Origin of the sequence: Spongiivirga citrea, from assembly GCF_010671565.1 — a bacterium.
GTDB classification, from domain to species: Bacteria; Bacteroidota; Bacteroidia; order Flavobacteriales; family Flavobacteriaceae; genus Spongiivirga; species Spongiivirga citrea.
The window spans coordinates 479,422-500,542 of sequence record NZ_JAABOQ010000002.1; the positions used below are offsets into that span (position 1 = coordinate 479,422).

At 35.1% G+C, this 21,121-nt stretch carries 19 protein-coding genes; 6 read left to right on the forward strand and 13 right to left on the reverse strand.

The window, feature by feature from the left end:
• Position 1 precedes the first annotated feature (1 nt).
• From GWK10_RS05805 to GWK10_RS05815, 3 genes are all read right to left on the reverse strand, one after another.
• Complete coding sequence (locus tag GWK10_RS05805; RefSeq protein ID WP_164030145.1) at positions 2–2,596, reverse strand: phosphoenolpyruvate carboxylase; 2,595 nt, start codon at positions 2,594–2,596, stop codon at positions 2–4.
• Between the two features lie 86 nt (positions 2,597–2,682).
• Complete coding sequence (locus tag GWK10_RS05810; RefSeq protein WP_164030148.1) at positions 2,683–3,162, reverse strand: Lrp/AsnC family transcriptional regulator; 480 nt, start codon at positions 3,160–3,162, stop codon at positions 2,683–2,685.
• A 63-nt stretch (positions 3,163–3,225) separates the two neighbouring features.
• Positions 3,226–4,374 (reverse strand): M14 family metallopeptidase, encoded by a 1,149-nt coding sequence (locus GWK10_RS05815; protein ID WP_164030150.1) that lies wholly within the window; start codon positions 4,372–4,374, stop codon positions 3,226–3,228.
• 304 nt (positions 4,375–4,678) lie between these two features.
• Between GWK10_RS05815 and GWK10_RS05820 the strand changes: the two genes are divergently transcribed.
• From GWK10_RS05820 to GWK10_RS05835, 4 genes are read left to right on the forward strand one after another with little or no spacing between them, the layout of a single operon-like run.
• Positions 4,679–5,083 carry a helix-turn-helix transcriptional regulator gene (locus tag GWK10_RS05820; protein ID WP_164030153.1) on the forward strand — a complete coding sequence of 135 codons (405 nt, stop codon included), beginning with the start codon at positions 4,679–4,681 and terminating at the stop codon, positions 5,081–5,083.
• A 38-nt stretch (positions 5,084–5,121) separates the two neighbouring features.
• Positions 5,122–5,496: a DNA topoisomerase IV gene (locus tag GWK10_RS05825; protein WP_164030155.1), complete on the forward strand. Its 375-nt coding sequence runs from the start codon at positions 5,122–5,124 to the stop codon at positions 5,494–5,496.
• Positions 5,497–5,498: 2 nt separating this feature from the next.
• Complete coding sequence (locus GWK10_RS05830; protein WP_164030157.1) at positions 5,499–6,302, forward strand: TerC family protein; 804 nt, start codon at positions 5,499–5,501, stop codon at positions 6,300–6,302.
• 40 nt (positions 6,303–6,342) lie between these two features.
• A complete protein-coding gene (locus tag GWK10_RS05835; RefSeq protein WP_164030160.1) occupies positions 6,343–7,611 on the forward strand; it encodes a hypothetical protein in 1,269 nt (422 codons plus the stop codon).
• Positions 7,612–7,655: 44 nt separating this feature from the next.
• Here the strand turns inward: GWK10_RS05835 and GWK10_RS05840 are convergent, their stop codons facing one another.
• From GWK10_RS05840 to GWK10_RS05865, 6 genes are all read right to left on the reverse strand, one after another.
• The gene (locus GWK10_RS05840) at positions 7,656–8,912 is read right to left on the reverse strand and encodes a serine hydrolase domain-containing protein (protein ID WP_164030162.1); all 1,257 of its coding nucleotides are present in this window, start codon (positions 8,910–8,912) and stop codon (positions 7,656–7,658) included.
• A 98-nt stretch (positions 8,913–9,010) separates the two neighbouring features.
• On the reverse strand, positions 9,011–10,153 hold the full coding sequence (locus GWK10_RS05845; protein WP_164030165.1) for a helix-turn-helix domain-containing protein: 1,143 nt from the start codon (positions 10,151–10,153) through the stop codon (positions 9,011–9,013).
• 103 nt (positions 10,154–10,256) lie between these two features.
• A complete protein-coding gene (locus GWK10_RS05850) occupies positions 10,257–10,592 on the reverse strand; it encodes a hypothetical protein (protein WP_164030167.1) in 336 nt (111 codons plus the stop codon).
• A gap of 154 nt (positions 10,593–10,746) precedes the next feature.
• Positions 10,747–11,970: a serine hydrolase domain-containing protein gene (locus tag GWK10_RS05855; protein ID WP_164030169.1), complete on the reverse strand. Its 1,224-nt coding sequence runs from the start codon at positions 11,968–11,970 to the stop codon at positions 10,747–10,749.
• Positions 11,971–12,071: 101 nt separating this feature from the next.
• On the reverse strand, positions 12,072–14,720 hold the full coding sequence (locus GWK10_RS05860) for a DNA gyrase/topoisomerase IV subunit A (protein ID WP_164030171.1): 2,649 nt from the start codon (positions 14,718–14,720) through the stop codon (positions 12,072–12,074).
• Positions 14,721–14,850: 130 nt separating this feature from the next.
• Complete coding sequence (locus GWK10_RS05865) at positions 14,851–15,609, reverse strand: M48 family metallopeptidase (protein ID WP_164030173.1); 759 nt, start codon at positions 15,607–15,609, stop codon at positions 14,851–14,853.
• On the opposite strand from GWK10_RS05865, the gene GWK10_RS18555 reads away from it, so the two are divergent.
• The gene (locus GWK10_RS18555; RefSeq protein ID WP_262886640.1) at positions 15,608–15,739 is read left to right on the forward strand and encodes a hypothetical protein; all 132 of its coding nucleotides are present in this window, start codon (positions 15,608–15,610) and stop codon (positions 15,737–15,739) included. The genes GWK10_RS05865 and GWK10_RS18555 overlap by 2 nt on opposite strands.
• Before the next feature lie 103 nt (positions 15,740–15,842).
• Here GWK10_RS18555 and GWK10_RS05870 read toward each other — a convergent pair whose 3' ends face one another.
• The 4 genes from GWK10_RS05870 to ychF all read right to left on the reverse strand — a co-directional run bounded on the left by GWK10_RS05870 (position 15,843) and on the right by ychF (position 20,353).
• Entirely contained in the window at positions 15,843–16,055 is a 213-nt protein-coding gene (locus GWK10_RS05870) for a hypothetical protein (RefSeq protein ID WP_164030175.1), read from the reverse strand.
• Between the two features lie 103 nt (positions 16,056–16,158).
• Positions 16,159–18,033 carry a DNA topoisomerase IV subunit B gene (locus tag GWK10_RS05875; protein WP_164030176.1) on the reverse strand — a complete coding sequence of 625 codons (1,875 nt, stop codon included), beginning with the start codon at positions 18,031–18,033 and terminating at the stop codon, positions 16,159–16,161.
• A gap of 167 nt (positions 18,034–18,200) precedes the next feature.
• Entirely contained in the window at positions 18,201–19,115 is a 915-nt protein-coding gene (locus GWK10_RS05880; protein WP_239540709.1) for a DMT family transporter, read from the reverse strand.
• A gap of 143 nt (positions 19,116–19,258) precedes the next feature.
• A complete protein-coding gene (ychF, locus tag GWK10_RS05885) occupies positions 19,259–20,353 on the reverse strand; it encodes a redox-regulated ATPase YchF (RefSeq protein ID WP_164030179.1) in 1,095 nt (364 codons plus the stop codon).
• Between the two features lie 97 nt (positions 20,354–20,450).
• On the opposite strand from ychF, the gene GWK10_RS05890 reads away from it, so the two are divergent.
• Entirely contained in the window at positions 20,451–21,074 is a 624-nt protein-coding gene (locus GWK10_RS05890; RefSeq protein WP_164030181.1) for an RNA polymerase sigma factor, read from the forward strand.
• The last annotated feature ends 47 nt before the right edge of the window (positions 21,075–21,121 follow it).

Genomic DNA, 21,121 nt, shown 5'->3' on the forward strand with positions numbered 1-21,121 from the left:
TCTATGCGCTATTTCTACTAGCATTAATATTTCCGAATAATGATCTGGTGACCATTTTCTCATAAATGATTAAATCCTTTTTGTCTCGCGCGGTTTTTGATGGTTTCGCTTCAATTTCTTGAACTTTTCGCAATGCATACTGCTGTATTGTTAACAGTGGCAATACAATCTGCTCCCTTATTTGAATCGATGCTCTACCAGCCGCTTCGTTCTCCATCAACTCAGAATAACCAGTAAGTTTTAATAGCAACGATTTTGTGGTCGTATATTCTTTATAGATCAGTTTCCAGAAATCCCCGTATACAGGATCTTTTTTCATATACTCTGTTAACGGGAAAAACGACTTTGTTAAACTCATCATACTGTTACCTATAAGCGTCCTGAAGAAGGCTGAATTGTCATACAAGGATTTTACTTTATCGAATTCACCTTTAGCTTCAAAATGCTTTAGAGCCACTCCTACTCCATAAAAACCAGGAACATTTTGCTTTAACTGACTCCAACTCCCAACAAACGGAATAGCCCGTAAGTCTGAAAAGTTAAGCTTAGCTGATTTTCCGCGCTTCGCAGGTCGACTACCAATATTGGTTTTTGCATAGTACTTAAGTGTACTCATATGCTCTAAATAAGGCAAAAACTTTGGGTGGTTTTTGAAATCGACATAGGCCTGATAGCTCAACTCAGAAAGCTCATTCATTGTTTCTCGATCTTTCGCTTTCAAAGCTGGTTCTTTACCAGCGAAAACAGCATTGATAATTCCAGAACTTATTAATTGCTCTAGGTTATACTGACTACTATTCGTTGTTCCAAAATTAGAACTGATCGTTTGACCTTGAATAGTAAGCTGTATCTCTTCATTTTCTATAGTTGAGCCTAAAGAAGAATAAAACTGATGCGTATTACCCCCGCCACGTGCTGGAGGTCCACCTCTACCGTCAAAAAATACTACTGTGATACCAAATTCACGAGATATTTTAGTAAGTTCTTCCTTGGCTTTGAAAATACTCCAATTCGCCATAAGATAACCACCATCTTTAGTACCATCGCTAAAACCTAGCATAATGGTTTGCTTATCTCCCCGCTGCTTTACATGCTTTCTATAAGCCTTATTGGTATACAAAACGCGCATTACATCATGGGCTACTTTAAGATCAGGCACCGTCTCAAACAATGGTACTATATCAACCGAAGCGTTATTCCAACCTGTTAAACGAATCATTGCAAAGGTTTCCATCACATTAAGCGCTGTTTGGTTGTTGCTAATGATATAGCGATTGCATGCGCGCTCGCCGTTCTCTTTTTGGATAGTACGCATTGCTACAATCGAACCTAAGGTTTTCTGAGCCATTTCATCCTTCAACTTCTCATAATCCAACTTTCCTTTTACGGTTCCTAAAAATTCAATTTGCTCACCTTCCGATCGTTTCAGAAAATCTTTAGGGAAAACTTTCGGTAACTGTTTCGCTGCTTCTTTTACAACATTCTCGAATACATTATGATGTACTCTTGAATCCTGTCTAATGTCTAAAGTGGCAAAGTGGTAGCCAAATAATTTGATTTTATTAATAAGATCATCAAGCTCTTCTACAAATAACGACCGATGCTCTTCTACTATAATGCTTCGAATATCAAGCAATCTATTTTTTAAATCTTCTAACCCTATTTTAGGCTTGCCTGACACACTATGTACTGAATTGTATAAACTGTGTTCAATTTCAATAATTGGCTTTACAACTTTATTAAAAGTCAATCTTCGTCTTAATTTACGAATGTCTTTATAATAGTTATTGAGAATAGTACGGCGTAATCTGTTAGCCACATTTAAAGTGATTTCAGTCGTTACGAAAGGATTTCCATCTCGGTCACCCCCTGGCCAAAAACCTAGGTCAATTACTTCATTTTCAATCGTGTCTCCTTCTAAAATATTCTGATTGATATAGTTATAAATACTACTAGCCGATTCGTAAAACACATTCTGTAAGTACCATATTAGACTTACTGCCTCGTCATAAGGACTCGGTTTTTCCTTTTTAAAGAATGGTGTTTTACCCAACTGGGCTAGCAATTTTCTTATTCTATGAATGTCATTTGCTTGAATCGCAAGATCAAGATCGGTTATAATACCCAATACAGATCCAGGGTAAAACTGAGTTGGGTGCGCTGTAAGAACAGGTCTTACCTTAAAACGCTTCAAATACTCTACGAGCTCCTTTTGTTTATTATTCGCGTTTGCCGCTTCTCTTAAGTTACGCATGGTTCCTCGTCCATCCATATTATTTACAATTCTGAATGCAGAGTCTTCAATCGCGTCAAATAATACCACTTGACGCTCGATATATTGAATGAACTTGAACAAGGCATCATTCTGTTCTTCTTCTGTATCAAAACCTTTGTGTTTTCTAAAAAAGCTATTAACTATTTGTGAGGGATTGTGTTTTTTGGAAAAACCATCTTTACAAAGTTGAGAAAACAAAGGTAGCAAGGCACCAGTTTGAGAAATATCATCAAACGGTAAGGTGGTGAAGATGCTGTTGTAAATTTGATATTTTGATAAAACGTGGTCGTTAAAACGCTCTATTTTGGGCTTTCTTGACATTTGAGGTCGGTTTTTTGAGAATTATTCAATAAAAAAACCCTCTGAGAATGAAACTAACAGAGGGTTTTATAATCTAGTTAGTTACTTTAAAGCTCTTGGAAAATTTTGTGCATCAAACGCTTCTTGTCATTAATGCTTTCCTCTAATGATATCATAGTTTCCGTTCTTGAAACACCTTCGATATCATCAATCATAAAAATGATGTCTTTTGCATGTTTAGTATCCTGAGCACGCACTTTACAGAAAATATTAAATTTTCCAGTCGTGATGTGTGCAACAGTAACATACGGTATTTCATTAATACGCTCTAATACAAACTTGGTTTGCGATGTTTTCTCTAAAAAGATACCTACATATGCGATAAAAGAGTACCCTAACTTAACATAGTCTAGGGTTAATGAAGAGCCACGAATAATACCCGCTTCCTCCATTTTCTTTACTCGTACATGTACTGTCCCCGCAGAGATCAATAATTTTTTTGCAATATCAGTAAAGGGAATTCTGGTGTTATCAATTAACATGTCCAGAATTTGATGATCAATTTCGTCTAATTTAAATTTTGCCATAATGCATTTTCATTAAGAAAAAACAAAATTAGTAAGATTTGATTGAAAATAAATAGTTAAAATTTATTTTTTTGTTAATAATTTTGAAAGAAGTTGATTATTTAATGAAATATCTTCAGCTTTTTGATCTAAAGTAGGATATCTTAAGTCGCCTTGTATAAAGGACATACCTCCTACTTTTGGCTCTTTATGACCAAAATAAGCGCTTAAATTATCAATTGCAGCCACATAGGGTTCAAAACTAATGTTACCATTTTGTAAAACTTCACGATACTGAATTGCAATATCAATCGACTTCTCTTTTCCTTCTTGTTCTACTCGCACTTGACGCAAAATAACGTCATAAAATAGCTTCTCGTTATTCGGAATAGCCAAGTAATCTTCTATAGATTCAGTTTCGTAGCCCGTATTCACAATTAAATGCACGCATTTAAATATTGAATAGGTCATTAATGCCCTTATTTCCTCACGATCATAGTCATCATCGATATGACCGGCTTCAAATAAAATAGTAGAGGCCCCAGCTTGCTGAAAAGAGTCACCAACACAATTGTCATTAAAACCATCATCATAACGCCCTACTTGATCCGGGAGCAAATCCTGTAAGTCTTTATTCAAAAGGCTAATGATTTGCATCGCCGCTTTTCTAGGGTCATTTATATCACGATTCTCGTTAAAAGCGGGTGCTAAAAAAGACAAACTAGAAGATTTTGCCTTGTTTCCTGCACTGAAGATCGTTCGTTGCCCATGTAGATTAAAGCAGAAATCTGGTTTAAACTCCTCAAAAACTGCCTTCAATACTAGACTTTCAGGCTGCGATAGGTCTTGCGCGTCGCGATTAAGATCAATTTCATTTGCATTTACGCGAGTAAACGCTTCAGCACCATCTGGATTAAGCATTGGGATAATAACGATGGTACAACGTTCTAAAATTTCATCAGTGAGCTTATTATAGCCTTTTAAGTAATTAAGGAAATCAAATACAGCCTTTGTAGTTGTACTTTCATTACCATGCATTTGCGACCACATCAAAATTTTGATCTTTCCTGTTCCAACAGTTAATTTAAAAATGGGATTGTCTAAAACCGATTTTCCAACCTCCTCACCATCAAATTTTTCTACTAGCGGTTTAATATTAGTTAAGGTGATATAACGACCAAAAAGTGATTTCTCTTTAAAACTTTGGTAGGTATTTATAAAATGCTGAATCATCAAGATCAAAATTAGGTTACAAATGTAAACAGGTTTAATTTTACAATTGTAAACAATCAAAAATATCTTTTTGGTTACAACCGTATACAAATAGATCCGAAATAACATCCTAAAGCTCGTTCGATTTAGGTATTTTTTAACAATAGGTTTTATAATAAATTCAAATTACTATTAATCAATATTTTAAATCCATTTATATTAACTTATAGTTTAGTTATTATTTTCATGCAAAACGTTAATTTCCGATAGTTTGTCGATATATGTTTATATTTGTAAACAGGAAATGAAATGAAATTGGTTTACAATGGTAAACAGTCAAGAATTCGGTAAAAGAATCAAAAAAATACAGGAATACTATCAACTTTCTGCTTCAGCTTTGGCTGATGCATTAGGAATTCAGCGCTCCACTATTTCACATATTTTGTCTGGCAGAAATAAACCAAGTCTTGATTTTGTTTTGAAAGTTGTTGACACCTACCCCGAAGTTGAATTGTATTGGCTCTTAAATGGAAAAGGAAATTTTCCTTCGGATTCTACTACTCCATCACCAGTAAAAAAAATTACCCAAACTCCACCACCTCCTGTTCAAGAATCTATTTCATTTCAAGATGCTCCAGTTTCTTCTATTCCAAAAAATTCAAAAGATAAAGTCATAGAGCGTATTGTTATTTTTTATACCGATGGTAGTTTTAAAAGTTTTTCTGAATAAGACTTCCTTACATTCAATATTCATTTTAACTTTATAAAATGAAACAACTACTCCTAGCTACATTGGTAATTGTACTAAACTCCTGCTACAGCGCACCTGAACGAAAATGCGCAGATTTTAAAGTAGGCACTTTTGAATTCGAAACCGAAATTGACGGGAAAATCGCAAAAACTAAGTTCGTAAGAAACGATAGTATCGAGATCGATTATTACCAAAATAAAATTGATACCGCATCTATACAATGGATTAACGATTGCGAGTATATCGTGAAAAAAATCAATCCGAAAAGTATTGCTGAGCAAAAAGCCGTACATATTAAAATACTAACCACTAAAAAAAATAGCTATACCTTTGAGTACTCGTTAGTTGGAAAAACCAACAAGCAAAAAGGTGAAGCCTTTAAAATTAACTAAGCATGCTAGATTTCTTACTCTCCTCTGATGCGATCTTCGCATTGATAACACTTACTTTTCTTGAAATTATATTAGGTATTGACAATATTGTTTTCATTTCTATTGTCGCTAATAAACTGCCCGAGAACCGACGTAAAAGCGCAACAAATATCGGATTACTATTGGCAATGGTACAACGCGTTGTTTTGTTATTTCTAGTCTCTTTTTTAGTAAGCTTAAAAACACCCTTTTATACGATTGACAATAGTTGGTTGAGTATATCGATTAGTTGGCAGGCACTGATATTATTTGCTGGTGGACTCTTTCTTATTTACAAAAGTACCTCTGAGATACGTGAGAAGATTGAGGAACCAGAACATGATGCTGAAGGTGTAAAGAAAAAAAAGGTAAGCTCATTTAAACAGGCAGTGGTTCAAATTGTGATTATCGATTTTATTTTTTCAATTGACTCGATCTTGACTGCGGTTGGGATGACCAACAATTTATCTCCAAATCCTGATCATGCTTTAGTGCTTATGATCATAGCGGTAGTGATATCCATTTTAATAATGATGTTGTTCGCCAATGGTATTAGACATTTCATTGAAAATCATCCTTCTATCCAGATGCTTGGTTTAGCATTTTTAATCCTAATCGGCTTTATGCTAATTACTGAAAGTGCTCATTTGGCACATACAAAGGTCTTTAATAACGAAATTGGCGCTATACCAAAAGGCTACTTATATTTTGCAATTACATTTTCTCTACTAGTCGAGTTTTTGAATATGAAGTTGACTAAGAAAAAAGCCTCCGTGGAGCAATCTTAACTAATAAGCTGCATATTTCGCAAATCAATCGAAATACAACATGACTAACCTAAACCAAACGGGGCAAAGTTTTTTGTCCAGATATTTACTACGCTTCTTATTTCTGTATATCGTTCTATACATTTATCCTTACGGATTTGAATATATCCAAGAACTTACCACTAGCGATATTTCATTTTGGCAACCTATCACCATCTGGTTTGGTGAAACTTTTCTAGGTTGGGAATTTAATAAGGATTATCTGCTTAACGGATTTGATTCTAAGTACGACTTTAGCCGGTTCTTACTAATCGCATGTCTAGCTATAATTGGAGCTTTTATTTGGGTTTTTATCGATTCGAAACTTAAAACCAACTACAACAATAAGTTAAAAGTATTATTTAAGACAATACTTCGCTATCATGTAGGTTTAACGCTCATTATCTACGGATTATCAAAGGTTTTTATGCTGCAGTTTGGCGAAATGGATCTCGATAGACTAGAAAATACCACCGGTAACCATAACGGAATGCGCTATCTATGGGATTTTATGAGCTATTCAGAATTCTATACAAGAACAAGTGGTTGGGTTGAAGTCCTTGGTGGTGCACTGCTGCTGTTTAGGCGCACAACCTTTATTGGAGCTTTTATTTCATTTATCGCCATGGCCAATGTTGTGTTAATTGACATAGGTTATGATGTTCGGGTAAAAATGTTCGCCATTCATCTTTTCCTCATGACTCTATTAATATTAGGAGAAGATATTAAACGAATGATCGACTTTTTTATTAGAAATAAGCCGACGACTCCCATGGTTAACAAGCCCTTGTTAACAGGAAAAACGAGTAAGAAAATTGGATATTTTATCAAAGGTGGGCTATTAACATACTACATTATTTCGTGCTTTATTAGTTATACAGGACGTATTGAGCGTACTCATAATGACTATCCTTATATGGTTCAATATCATACTGTGGATTTATTCATTAAAAATGGGGATACTATAGAAAATGAAGCTAGTAAATGGAAAAATATCTCCATCAATGGAATGTCTTATTGGCCCGAAACTTTTAACCTTATTACTGAAGATGATAACCAACAACGTTTTTCATTCGAGTTGGATACTGTTGCTAAGCAGTTTACATTTCAACCGGCTCGCAGTAAAGACAGTACAGCATATATTTTGAACTATCAGAATGGCGAGAATAAAAGCACCACATTTAAAGGCATTTATTCAGGAGATACACTTGAAATCAAAACGAGCTATAAGACCTTTGAGGATTATCCGCTTACAAAAAGCCGATTTAAGTGGATAACGGACTTGAAATAGTTTGGCGTCTTATTGCCTTAAGAAATGGTAAGTCATGCAATTATTTAAAATAGCCCATTAATCCTACTATAAGCATTGTGCCATTTAAAAGATAATTTTTCTTTTATACTCGTGGCATTGTTATAGGTATAGTGATCACCCAGACTTACTAAAGTTTTAAATATTAATATATGTGAAGCTCTATTCTGTTGCGCAGGGCCTGTATTACCAATAAAGATATATCCAAGTTCAGTTTTAGGGTCAAACCACATCATGGTCTTCATACAAGTATCTCCACCATTCATGCCTGTTAACTGATACGTAACCCCATATTGATTTCGGTCGATCATCCAAAAAATAGCGGAGTTATCGACTGTATTTATTTCAGTTCTACTATCTAACTGTGAGCTTAAAAGGTCACTAAATGATTCTTTAGTTAACAATCCTGTAGATCTGGCAATAATAGCCTGACAATATTTCGTTAAATCAACAATATTGGTGTTTAAATCTCTTGCAGGGTAAAGCACCACTCCTTTCGTATCTATTGGCAACAATGAGTCATTTTTTGGTTCGTAATAGGTAGTTTGAGCACTTAGTTTTATGGAATCATTAATAAACCAACTCGTGCTTTTCAATCCCAATGGCTTAAAGATGTATAATTCTGTAAAGGCATTAAATGGCATTTCCGATTTATGCTCTACAATATATGCAGCAAGTCCTGCTCCTATATTTGAATAATTAAAGTGGGTCCCTGGTTTACGATTCGTATATGTAATATCTCCGTAACTCTTATTTTTGAAATAGTTGGTAACAAACTCTTTAAGTGATGGTTTTTTCAAGCTGTCATGAACATAAAGAGATTCTACAACCTTTTCATTATAATCTAATGAAGATGTGTGTGTTGCTAGCTGCCTGATCGAAATATCATCACTTGGAAAATTAGGATTGTGTACATCAAATGGAAGATGCCTATTTATTGGGTCATCCAAATTCAATAATCCCATCTCCTGTGCTTTTAGTAAAGCTATCCCAATAGTAGTTTTTGATACGGAAGCAATGTATTGCTGTGTGTTCGTCGTATAAGGAGTTTTACTTTCAAGATCAGAATATCCAAATCCCTTTTGAAATAATATGGTATCCTTACTAAAAACTGAAACAGCAAAGCCAGCATTTCTAGTATCCTTTTGAAGTTTGGTCAAAATAGATTCAGTGTTTTCGAAGGTTGCTCCTATATCATCTCTGGTTTGATAAAGCACGAACGTTATAAATCCAATAAGAACAGTGGCTAATAGGCCAATCGCAATTTTAAATTTCCTTTTCATTGTGATTAATTATGAACCGCAAATATGTCTTATTTTAAGGGTAAAGTCGTCTCATAGCTTCTGATGAGACCTTTTCGACGCAGAGAAATGAGACCTTTTTAAGGTGTACTCTGATTCTTAATGAATTGGCTGGGAGAAATGCCAATTTGATTTTTAAATATCCTATTGAAACTAGCTTTAGAGTTAAACCCACAATCAAATGCAATTGATAGCAACGTAAATTTTTCGTTTTCTCTATTATGAAGTCTTTTCTTCACTTCTTCGATACGATATGAATTTATATAATCGTAAAAACTAGTATTCAGGTACTTGTTTAATAGTGCAGAAAGCTTTTTATCCGATAAATCTATTTCATTAGCAAGCATACCTAATGTTAGCTCAGGATTCAGAAATAACTTATTGTTGACTATAACATCTGTCAGTTTTTCTTTTAAAACACTTATTTCCTCATCAGAGTAATTGGATAAACTATTTGATACAATCAGTTCTGAATTAGGCTTAGACTTCATTTCTATCAAAAAATCGGGGACAAGAATTCTCGAATTACTAACACCATTAAAACCAAGATATGCTGTTAATATAATAATTAAGAATATCGTTAAATATTGGTATTGTGGCACATTCGATTCAAAAAAACCTTCAAACACTCTAGTCAATAGATCAACTGATATGAAAATGAAACATCCAATTAGAAGAAATTGAACCCAATTTACATCTGCAGCAGATATACTTGAAAAGTTATGCTTAATTGTTTTTTTAAGCCTTTGAAGTAGTTGTAGTGAAAACAAAATATAACAGATGAAATACAAATTTCGAACAACAACAATATAAATTTGATTTCTCTCCAAAAGCTCTAAATACTCAAAAGTCCAATCTGAGCGATATAAGGTAATAAGAAGTGGGACACCAATAAAAAGTGATATTACAAAAAAGGGCGTGAAATGGTAGCCGTTTTTAAGAATCAGTTTGTCCTCTGCGTGAAATATAGATTTTATATAAACAAAAAGTAGCGGTCCAAAAAGCCATATTATAGTGAAATCAAAAATGAATGTGGCTTTGTAAAGAGTCTCTATGTTGTGTAAACTTGCATATGAATGTAGTATTACTGCAAGTATGAAAGAAAAGTAAACTACCAATAATTTCTTAGGTGTCCGTTTTTCGATGGTTTTAAATAGCAAAAACAATATTATAACACTAATTACTATTCCTGCGACTAATATGAAATCTATAATTAGCATCATTGTTTAATAAGACGATGAGAACAAAGAATTGTGACAAAGCAGGTAATTTGTTAAATACAGCAGTTATTAAAATTCTATCTCCAAATTATATGTCCATTCAATTTTATTCGGCTGTATTTCTTCCAATTTCATCAATATTAACTTCGGCTTCCACTCCTTCTCTTTTCCATAAATATTGAAGGAGGTAATATAATCCAATACATAAGGCGATACCAAAAGGAAGTGCTACAAGTCCAAGGGCGAAATTATTCGTTTCCTCTAAAACAAAATCCCACATAAATATCATACCGAGAATCCCGATTAAGATGCCGCCAATAAAGGTTCCAATATAGTAAGACACGACACCAAGTATCGCAAAACCCCATTTATGTTTGTTGAATTCTTCTGCTAACGTATAAAAGCGTTTCCCGATAAAGTAGATGAGGATTAATCCGAGCATAGTTTAGTTGTTTTAGGTGATTTTGTTTTTAGGTATATTGATATGAAGTTACGAACTTCGTATGGCAAGTTTAGTTTTAAGTTGTTCAATCCACATTTCCCTTATACAGTATTGCAGTCTATTTTTGTTTTAATTCATTATTATCGTTTAAACCCTAATTCAATAGTAAAGCAACATTCCATAAATCAAAATCACTACTATAATGTTCAAGTGAATTGCCACAGTGAACAATGACAGTTTTTTTATTAGGGATGATGTAAATATTCTGTCCAAGATTTCCATTTGCATAGAAATGAAAAGTGGAGTCTTTGTTTACATGACCCCACCATTGGTAATTGTAATAAATTCTCTTGTCACTTCTTCCAAACCACTTTGGATAAACATCACGAGGAATTGATGTGTTTTCTCGAGTAGATCCAAGTACCCAATCTTTTGATATAATCTGATCGCCGTACCAATTTCCTTCATTAAGCATAAGCTGACCAAAACGTGCATAATCAATCGCTCGGGCAATCAAACGACTTGGCATGTATTCAAAGCTAGACTCTTTACTATCTAAAGAGAAAAGAGCATCATATTCCATTATTTTTGACCACAACTTTTGCTCGAGATATTTGGATACAGTCAGATTAGTCGCTCTTTCAACTATTAATCCTAAATAGCTTGTGTTGTAATTGGAATATTGAAAATCTTTTCCTGGTTCGGATGAAATTTCCACATTTTCAAGTAGCAGCTTTCGAACATTAGGATGGTAATAGCCAATTGCCTCATCATGCCATGGAGCGTGAATATTAGTGAAAGGTATAAGACCTGTATTGTATTCAAGTCCAGAACGCATTTCAAGTAAATGTTTAATTAATATTCTTTCAAAGCGCGGATCACGCTCTAAAAGCTCAGGGATGTAATTTGTTATTGGGTCATATACGCTTTTAATTAGACCATCATCAATGGCAGCACCAATCAAAAATGATATAAATGACTTTGCCATAGATTGAGAATGGAAATATGAATCCCTACTAAAACCATTAAAGTATTTTTCATAAATGATGGTATCTTTTTGTATAACAATAAGCGCAGTAGTTTGAGACTCAATAGCCCACTCTTCAAAGCTATTAAATCCAGTTTTAGTAACCAGCCCCTCAAATAGTGATTCAATATATTTCTCTTCAGGCTTAGAAGTGAAATTATTGGAGCTTTTTGCTTCCCGAATCTTACGGTTTTCGAAGTTCTCATAATCATAAACATCTGCCACATTCATTGTTATTAATCGATAAACATAGGTTGGAGAATATTTGATCGATAATACAATCAAGGCAATAATAAAAACCATGAAAGGTGTGAATATTATAGTTTTGAAAATTCGTTTCCTATTGGCCATTCATATTCAATATTGACAGTAATTATTTATATAGGAATTAGCTATATCCGTTTGCCTTTAAATTTTCGGATAACACCATCTTTCAATATTATTTAAAGAGATTACAACTCCAACGTAATCTGCCCCTCACCATCGTCATCTTTCTCATTTCCATCTGCTTTTGAAGTATTCACTTCGCCACCATCAGGCAATGTTTCCTCACCCACTACCTCAATTTCTTCTGGCGGAGTTTCTTCTGGCTCATCGTAGGGTAATGGGTCTAGTAAATTAAGTTGTTTTACCTTTTCGGAGGTTAATTGATTGCCTAAAGCATTGATTCCCTTAATCGCTATAAATTGCTCTATATCAACCTGTTGATTTTCTTTTTGGTCTTTACCTCGGAGTTTATTAAACACTACTTCAACAACAGGTCGATAATCAGTCGAAACGACTTCTAAATAGGATTTTTGATGATCGGAAATAAAGCTTTCTTCCTTATTTTCATTTTCGATTAAGAAGCGTTTTACATAGTAGCGCTCTTTTTCACCATCCCAATACACAGCAGAAATTGGTTTCTTCGGTTTCCATTTTTCCAACACGATCATATCGTCATTAAAACGAGTCGTTACTTCTGGTACTATGGTTTTTGCATTTCCTTTTTGGTCGATAATCAACAATCGGTCTTCGCCTCTAAATTCCCCGACTAATTCACCGCGACCGTCAACATTAAGTCGTTGTACAGTATCATCAAACCATATTTTACGCGGTTTTAGTGTAGAAACACCTTTTTCCTTAAGTTCAATACGCTTAATGCTGTATTTAGTAACGATATTTCCTTTTACCCCTCGACCCTTAATAGCCAGATCAGCAAAATCAATATCAAACTTTAGTTTTTTGATACTACCTACCTGACGCAAGAATACGGACACAACCTCAGCTTCTCCATTAGGATTGGCAGAGAAATACCACATAGAGGAGCCTTTTTTACCCTGAGTAAGATCATACTCCTTATCTCGGGTAACTCCAGTAACCGCAAAACGCTTTATGTATGACGCTCCGCCTTTACCGTCTCGATAAATCATATTGTAAATAGTACGCTTATCTTTCTTTTTAAAGACGGCAACATGCACAATATCCTTACCGACAAAGGTTTTTGAGTCCACCTTCGTGATCATCATCTTCCCTTCTTTGGTAAACACAATGATATCGTCAATATCAGAACAATCAGTGACATATTCATCTCTACGCAATGAGGTTCCGACAAAACCTTCTTCACGATTGACGTATAGTTTCGTATTGCGAATAACCACTTTAGTGGCATCTACATCATCAAATACTCGAACCTCGGTTTGGCGATCCTTGTCTTTACCGTAGGTTTTCTTCAAATTGATGAAGTAATCAATCGCAAATTCAATCAAATTGGCTAAGTGATGCTTTACCTCAGCGATATCAGCCTCCAAAGCGTCAATACGTTGTTGGGCCTTGTCAATATCGAACTTAGAAATACGCTTAATTCGGATTTCTGTTAATCGAACAATATCATCTTCTACAACCGGACGTTTTAAATGCTTAATGTGAGGCTGTAAGCCTTTATCAATAGCAGCAATAACACCTTCCCAGGTTTCTTCTTCTTCAATCTCGCGATAGATTCTGTTTTCAATAAAAATACGCTCTAAAGAAGCGAAATGCCATTGTTCTTCTAGTTCGTGAAGTCTTACTTCAAGTTCCTGTTTTAAAAGCGCTACGGTATTGTCAGTTGAGCGTTTAAGCACCTCGGTAACTCCAACAAAAACCGGCTTATTATCTTCAATAATACACGACAATGGAGAGATAGACATCTCGCAATTGGTAAATGCATACAATGCGTCAATCGTCTTATCTGGCGAAATTCCTGACGGTAAATGAATTAATATCTCAACCTCAGCAGCGGTATTATCTTCAATCTTTTTAATCTTGATCTTCCCTTTATCATTTGCTTTCAGAATAGAATCGATCAGCGAAGATGTATTGGTACCAAATGGGATTTCGGTAATGACTAGTGAATTCTTATCACGTTGATTTATACGTGCTCGAATTCGGATTTTCCCGCCTCTTAATCCGTCGTTATAATTGGTGGCGTCCATAATTCCCGCGGTTGGGAAATCTGGAATTAGGGTAAATCGTTTTCCTTTTAGACACTTGATCGATGCGTCTATTAATTCATTAAAATTATGTGGCAACAACTTGGTGGAGAGTCCAACCGCAATACCTTCTGCCCCTTGTGCTAACAATAATGGAAATTTCACCGGAAGATTAATTGGTTCTTTCTTACGACCGTCATAAGACAATTGCCAATCAGTCACCTTTGGACTAAACACTACATCTAAAGCGAATTTAGACAAGCGCGCTTCGATATATCTCGGGGCTGCTGCTCTATCTCCGGTTAGTATGTTTCCCCAATTTCCTTGTGTATCAATTAATAGATTTTTCTGGCCTATTTGCACCATCGCATCCCCAATACTAGCATCCCCGTGTGGGTGATACTGCATGGTATGACCAACGATATTGGCTACTTTATTGTAACGACCATCATCTAACTCTTTTAAAGCATGCATAATACGGCGCTGTACTGGTTTAAAACCGTCTTCCATTGCCGGTACCGCTCGTTCTAGAATTACATAAGATGCATAATCTAAAAACCAATCAGCATACATTCCCGTTATTTTAGTAATGGTGTCTGTCGGTTCCTGTTGTGCTTGCTCGTTATATAATTCTTCTTCGTTTTCCTCCATGTTACTTATACTAATATTGTCATTCTACAATATTTACTTATTAGTTTTTTTACTGCAAGGTTTAGGTTTACACCTCCCTTAATCCCTCCTCAAGGAGGGAAACTCAAAACTCTGAACTCAAAACTCAGAACTACCCCTTTGGCAAATATTTATCATGATCATCAGACTTAAAATCATCAGGCTTGAGGGCCTTTTTGATATCGTCTATTGATTCTTTTGTTGAAACTTTCGTTTTAGGTTTTTCCTTTTCTTCGAAATAGGTTGTTTTTCCTGAAGCTGTAGCAACAAAATCAGCTTTTAGCATCTCTACTGTAATTCGTTTTGACAAATGTGGATGCGTTGATAGCTTTTCTGAAAACCAGGTCCAAAATCCAGCTTCATCCCGCTGTGTTTGCTCAGAATATGCTTTTACATTCAGCTTTTTCGACAACTTTTTTCCAGCAGCCAACATTTTTAGGCCTTGTACTGCTCCTGTCGGACTTAAAGCACAGCCAATACTATCACAAGTATATTCACAAGCTCTTGAATAGGCTTGTGGTAAAAAAGGCACAAACATCGACGGATATACCAACAAGCGTCTTGTAATATGATTCCGTTTAATATGACCTAGTTCATGTGCAACTACAAAATCGACTACATCTTTCTCAGTATCTTCACTTAAGATTAACTCCGCTAACTCCGAAAACAATATCATATAATTTGATCCAGCAAAGCGCGTTGCAAAGGCATTTAATATGGCAGACTCAATAATATATGTTTTAGGAACATTTCTTATTTCTAAAGCTTTACACTGCTTTACAATTACCTTGTGTAAATCTGGGAATTGTTTTTCCGTAACTCGTACTCCAGTCCCTTTTATTAATCCGATTAACAATCCTTGGGAGATCATGATTAGTAAACCAATTAAGAGAATTATACCAAGTATAGGCAAGACTATAGTTAGAAATAGCGGTTCAATAATCGGAATTACGATTAACGGTAATATCACGAATACGGTGATGATTACCATGATGGTGTAGTAAATTTTTTCTTTGGGGTGGATTTTGTATTTAATCAATTTTTTTAGTTTGTTGTTTACAGTTGGCTGTTCTTAATTAAAATTTGAAACTTGTTTCTTCAATTTCATCCTTTCAAGGCTTTTTCTTTTCTTAAACTATTTCTAAGGCCTACTGAACCGCAAATCATCAATACTATTAAGGATCCACCAATGATGTAATAGTTCCTGCCTCCTATTTCAAAATCATTTTTCAATAAATATGATATTATTTTTAATAATGGAACAATGATAAGTATGATCGCTGCATTTTTTTGCATTTTTATTTTTTTCATCTCCATATATTGTCCTTTAAATATGCTTTTCTCCTTCGTCTAAACTCTTATTTCATTTTTCTACTTTCTTTCTTCTTGCTTCTTTTCTCTTTATTCTTATTTCTATTTTCTACTCTTCTCCGACAGATTCTAAATCCTCGACTGTATCCAATTCAACTTTCAAGTTTTTGATAATAAACTCTTGTCTGTTTGGCGTGTTCTTGCCCATATAAAAACTCAATAGTTCTTCAATAGAGGTCGCCTTATCTAGCATTACCGGATCAAGACGTATATCATCACCAATAAAATACTTGAATTCATCAGGAGATATTTCACCAAGCCCTTTAAATCGGGTGATTTCAGGTTTTCCTCTTAATTTTTCAATGGCATCTCTTCGTTCTTGCTCGCTATAACAGTAAATCGTTTCTTTTTTATCCCGTACGCGGAAAAGCGGTGTTTGCAGAATATATAAGTGCCCTTCTTTAATCAACTCGGGGAAGAATTGTAAAAAGAATGTAATTAGTAACAACCGAATGTGCATTCCGTCAACATCGGCATCCGTTGCTATTACGATATTGTTATAACGAAGATCTGCCAAGCTCTCTTCTATATTAAGAGCGGCCTGAAGTAAATTGAATTCCTCATTCTCATACACGATCTTTTTAGACATCCCATAGGAATTCAAAGGCTTTCCTTTTAAACTAAATACAGCCTGCGTATTTACATCTCGACTTTTTGTTATCGATCCACTTGCCGAATCACCCTCAGTAATGAACAAGGTTGTTTCTAAGCGTCGATCGTTTTTTAAATCCCCCAAGTGGGCACGGCAATCCCTTAATTTCTTATTATGAAGATTTGCTTTTTTGGCACGATCTTTCGCAAGTTTTCTAATTCCAGATAGCTCCTTACGCTCCCGTTCCGCCTGCATGATCTTGCGTTGAATAGCTTCAGCTACATCGGCATTCTTGTGAAGGAAATTATCAAGATATCTACCTAAAAAGTCATTTATATAGGTTCGTACCGTTGGAAGATTTCCTCCCATATCTGTCGACCCTAATTTGGTTTTTGTTTGCGATTCAAAAACCGGCTCCATTACCTTAATCGATATCGCAGCGATAATCGATTTTCTAATATCAGAAGCATCGTAATTCTTACCATAAAAATCGCGAATAGTTCGCACTAGTGATTCTCTAAAGGCTGCGAGGTGTGTTCCTCCTTGCGTCGTGTTTTGCCCGTTTACAAACGAATGGTACTCTTCACTATACTGTGTTTTACTATGTGTAATCGCTACCTCAATATCATCTCCTCGAAGGTGAATAATAGGATATAACATATCCTCAGTATTCGTAGTATCTTCTAAAAGGTCCTTTAGTCCATTTTCAGAGAAATACTTTTCGCCATTAAAGATCATTGTCAACCCAGGATTGAGGTAGACGTAATTCTTGATCATTTTAATGATGTACTCATGACGATATTTATACTTCTTGAAAATACTATCATCTGGAATAAAGGTAACCTTAGTACCTCGTCTTCTTGAAGTTTCATCAAGTAGCTCCTCGTTAACAAGGTTTCCTGTTTCAAATTCAGCCGACTTTGATTTGCCGTCTCGAGTAGATTCAACTCTAAAAAATGTGGAAAGTGCATTTACTGCTTTTGTACCGACGCCATTTAATCCCACGGATTTTTTAAAGGCACGTGTATCGTACTTACCACCAGTATTCATTTTTGATACTACATCAACAACTTTCCCTAAGGGAATACCCCGGCCATAATCACGAACAATTACTCTATTATCCTGAACAGAAACCTCAATCGTTTTACCGGCACCCATAACGAATTCATCGATACAGTTATCGAGTACTTCTTTTATAAGAATATAGATTCCGTCATCGGCACTTGAGCCATCGCCTAACTTACCAATGTACATACCAGGACGCATACGAATATGCTCTTTCCAATCGAGTGAACGTATATTATCTTCAGTGTATGCGGACTGTTGTGCCATAAATCGATAAAACAAAGTGAATGTCTGCTAATATAAAGGTTCAAAGCAAAAAAAGAAATGCTGTGTGACTAAAGTAATTAACAAAGAGTGTGGGCCGATTGTTAAGAAAAAAATACCCCTTCTACTGTGGTAAATATCAATAATTAAAAATCCAAATTACAATCGGGCTAAACTTTCTTCTTCTTTAACTTAATCAACAAAATTCCTGCTATTACAACAAAAGCACCTAAAAATTGTATTGGAGAAAGGGTTTCATTTAAAAAGAAATATGCAAGAATAATCGTTGAGATCGGTCCAATACCAGCAACTACAGAAAAATTAGAGCTCGATATCACTTTAATAGAAGCAGAAACTAAGAATGAAGGTATCACAGTTGCAAAAACTGCAATGGCACCACCATAGGCGTACACCTGCCAAGGAAAATTAAATATATCCGCTGTATTTGTAATTAGATAATGGATAAATACACATATACAAGAAACGATCATTACAAAGGCAGTAAAGGTCATTACCCCGAACTTCGGAATTAACCAACCACTGCCGGCAATGTAAGATGCATAGGTAAGTGCGCTTAAAAACACCAAAAAACTCCCGAGATAAACGTTTTGACCATCAAGACTTACTTCATCCCAAAATACCACAATTACTCCAAGATATGTTAATAAAATAGCAATGGATTGCAACTTGGTAATAGGAATTTTTAGAACCAATCGATTGATGATTAGTACAATTGTAGGGTATAAAAATAGAATGATACGTTCGAGACCCGCTTTTATATAGCGTAGACCTTCAAAGTCAAAAAAGCTGGCAAGATAATACCCTAGAATCCCACAGGCAATTAACCACAAATAGTGTTTTTTAGTTAGCTTTCCCTGTCGTTTTTCTTTAGAATATATAAGTGCAACGGCCACATAAAAAGGAAAAGAAAACAACATTCTAAACAATAATAAGCTAACAGAATCAACCTCATATTCGTAAGCCAATTTTACCATTACGGCTTTAGAAGAAAACAAAACGATACCCAAGACCCCAAGGATAATTCCTAAGCTAAAACTCTTTTCTTTTGAAAGTGTTTTATTCAAAATTGATTTCGAATAACTGATTTATGTACGTTTGTATGTGAACTCTTAATGATAGTCATGCTTAAATTGTTTCAGCATCTCATATCACACTTAAATCTTGATCATCTTAATAAGACCATGAAATGAATTCAGGGTGACGCAGGCTAAACATTGAAAAGAAAATGCATCACATCGCCATCCTTAACAACATAATTCTTTCCTTCTACGCGCATTTTTCCAGCTTCTTTGACCTTAGTTTCACTTCCATAGCTTGCATAATCGTCATACGAAATTACCTCGGCACGGATAAATCCTTTTTCAAAATCGGTATGAATGACGCCTGCTGATTGTGGTGCAGTTGCACCAATTGGAATAGTCCATGCGCGAACTTCTTTTTCTCCTGCTGTAAAATAGGTCTGCAAGTTTAATAATTTATAGGCCGATCGTATCAATTTAGAAACTCCAGGCTCTTCAAGACCAATATCTTCCAAAAACATTTGGCGCTCCTCATAACTTTCAAGTTCAGTTATATCCGCTTCAGTGCCAACTGCAAGAACTAAAACTTCTGCATTTTCATCTTTTACAGCTTCTTTTACTGTATCTACGTAGGCGTTACCACTTACCGCGCTCCCCTCATCTACATTACATACATACAATACTGGCTTGTCTGTGATAAATTGTAATGGCCTAACAAAGTCAGCACGATCATCATCAGAAAATTCAATAGCACGAACCGATTTACCTGCTTCTAATCCGTCTCTAATCTGATTTAGAATAGCTTGTTCTTTTAAAGCCTCTTTATTACCTGTTCTAGCAGCTCTATTTACTTTTTCTAATTTCTTTTCAACTGTTTCGAGGTCTTTTAATTGCAACTCCATATCAATCGTCTCCTTATCTCTAATAGGATCGACAGAACCATCAACATGCACAACATTATCATTATCAAAACATCGCAATACATGTAAGATCGCATCTGTTTCTCGAATATTACCTAAAAACTGATTTCCTAGTCCTTCTCCTTTACTAGCACCTTTAACCAAACCAGCAATATCAACAATTTCCACTGTAGCTGGAAGTACTTTTTCCGGATTCACCAATGACTCCAGTTTTTCCAATCGTTCATCAGGCACATTTACAACGCCTATATTAGGTTCTATAGTACAAAAGGGAAAATTAGCACTCTGTGCTTTTGCATTAGACAAGCAATTAAACAGGGTCGATTTACCAACATTAGGGAGTCCGACAATACCAGCTTTCATAGGATTAATTTTAAGTGCGCAAAGATAGTGTTCTACATTACTTTTTTATTACTTTTTTCTGGATTAAATACGCTCAACTTTTCTAAATGTTAGATAAATGTTAAATTTTTTAACTACATTTAGCAGACGATCAACGAAAAAAATGGACTGTTTAGCGGATAAATCAGTATGGTATTCCTTTATTGAGGGCAATGTACAAGCCTATTCAGCCATTTTTCGCAACTTCTATCCCGGTCTTCACAATTACGGACTAAAAATATCAGGAAACGAGACTTTAACCGAAGATTGCCTTCAAGATTTCTTTGTTTATTTATATGACAATAGAGAAAATTTAGGTGAGATTAAGAGCATTAAATCTTATCTATTCGTTTCGTTTAGAAGAGCACTACTTAAGAGCCTGAAAAAAGAACGCGCTTTTACTTCAGAAATTCCTGAACAAGCGCAGTTAGAAAACTTTGAGTTTTCCCCTGAAGAAATTGCCATTAAACAAGAATTTACTGCAATAAAGACTGCGACACTAACCACTATTTTAAATACACTTTCCAAAAAGGAGCGTGAATCTATCTATCTTAAATACTACAGCGACTTAAAGGTGTCAGAAATAGCAATTGTTATGGATATAACATATCAGAGTGTTCTTAACAACATTCAGCGCGCTTTTTCTAAAATTCGTAAAGAACTAGAAAACAAGGCTGTGCAAGAAATTTTCCTGTCTAATTAAAAAAACTCAAAAAAACTGAGTATAAAATAAGCTTTGTAATCTCTTTA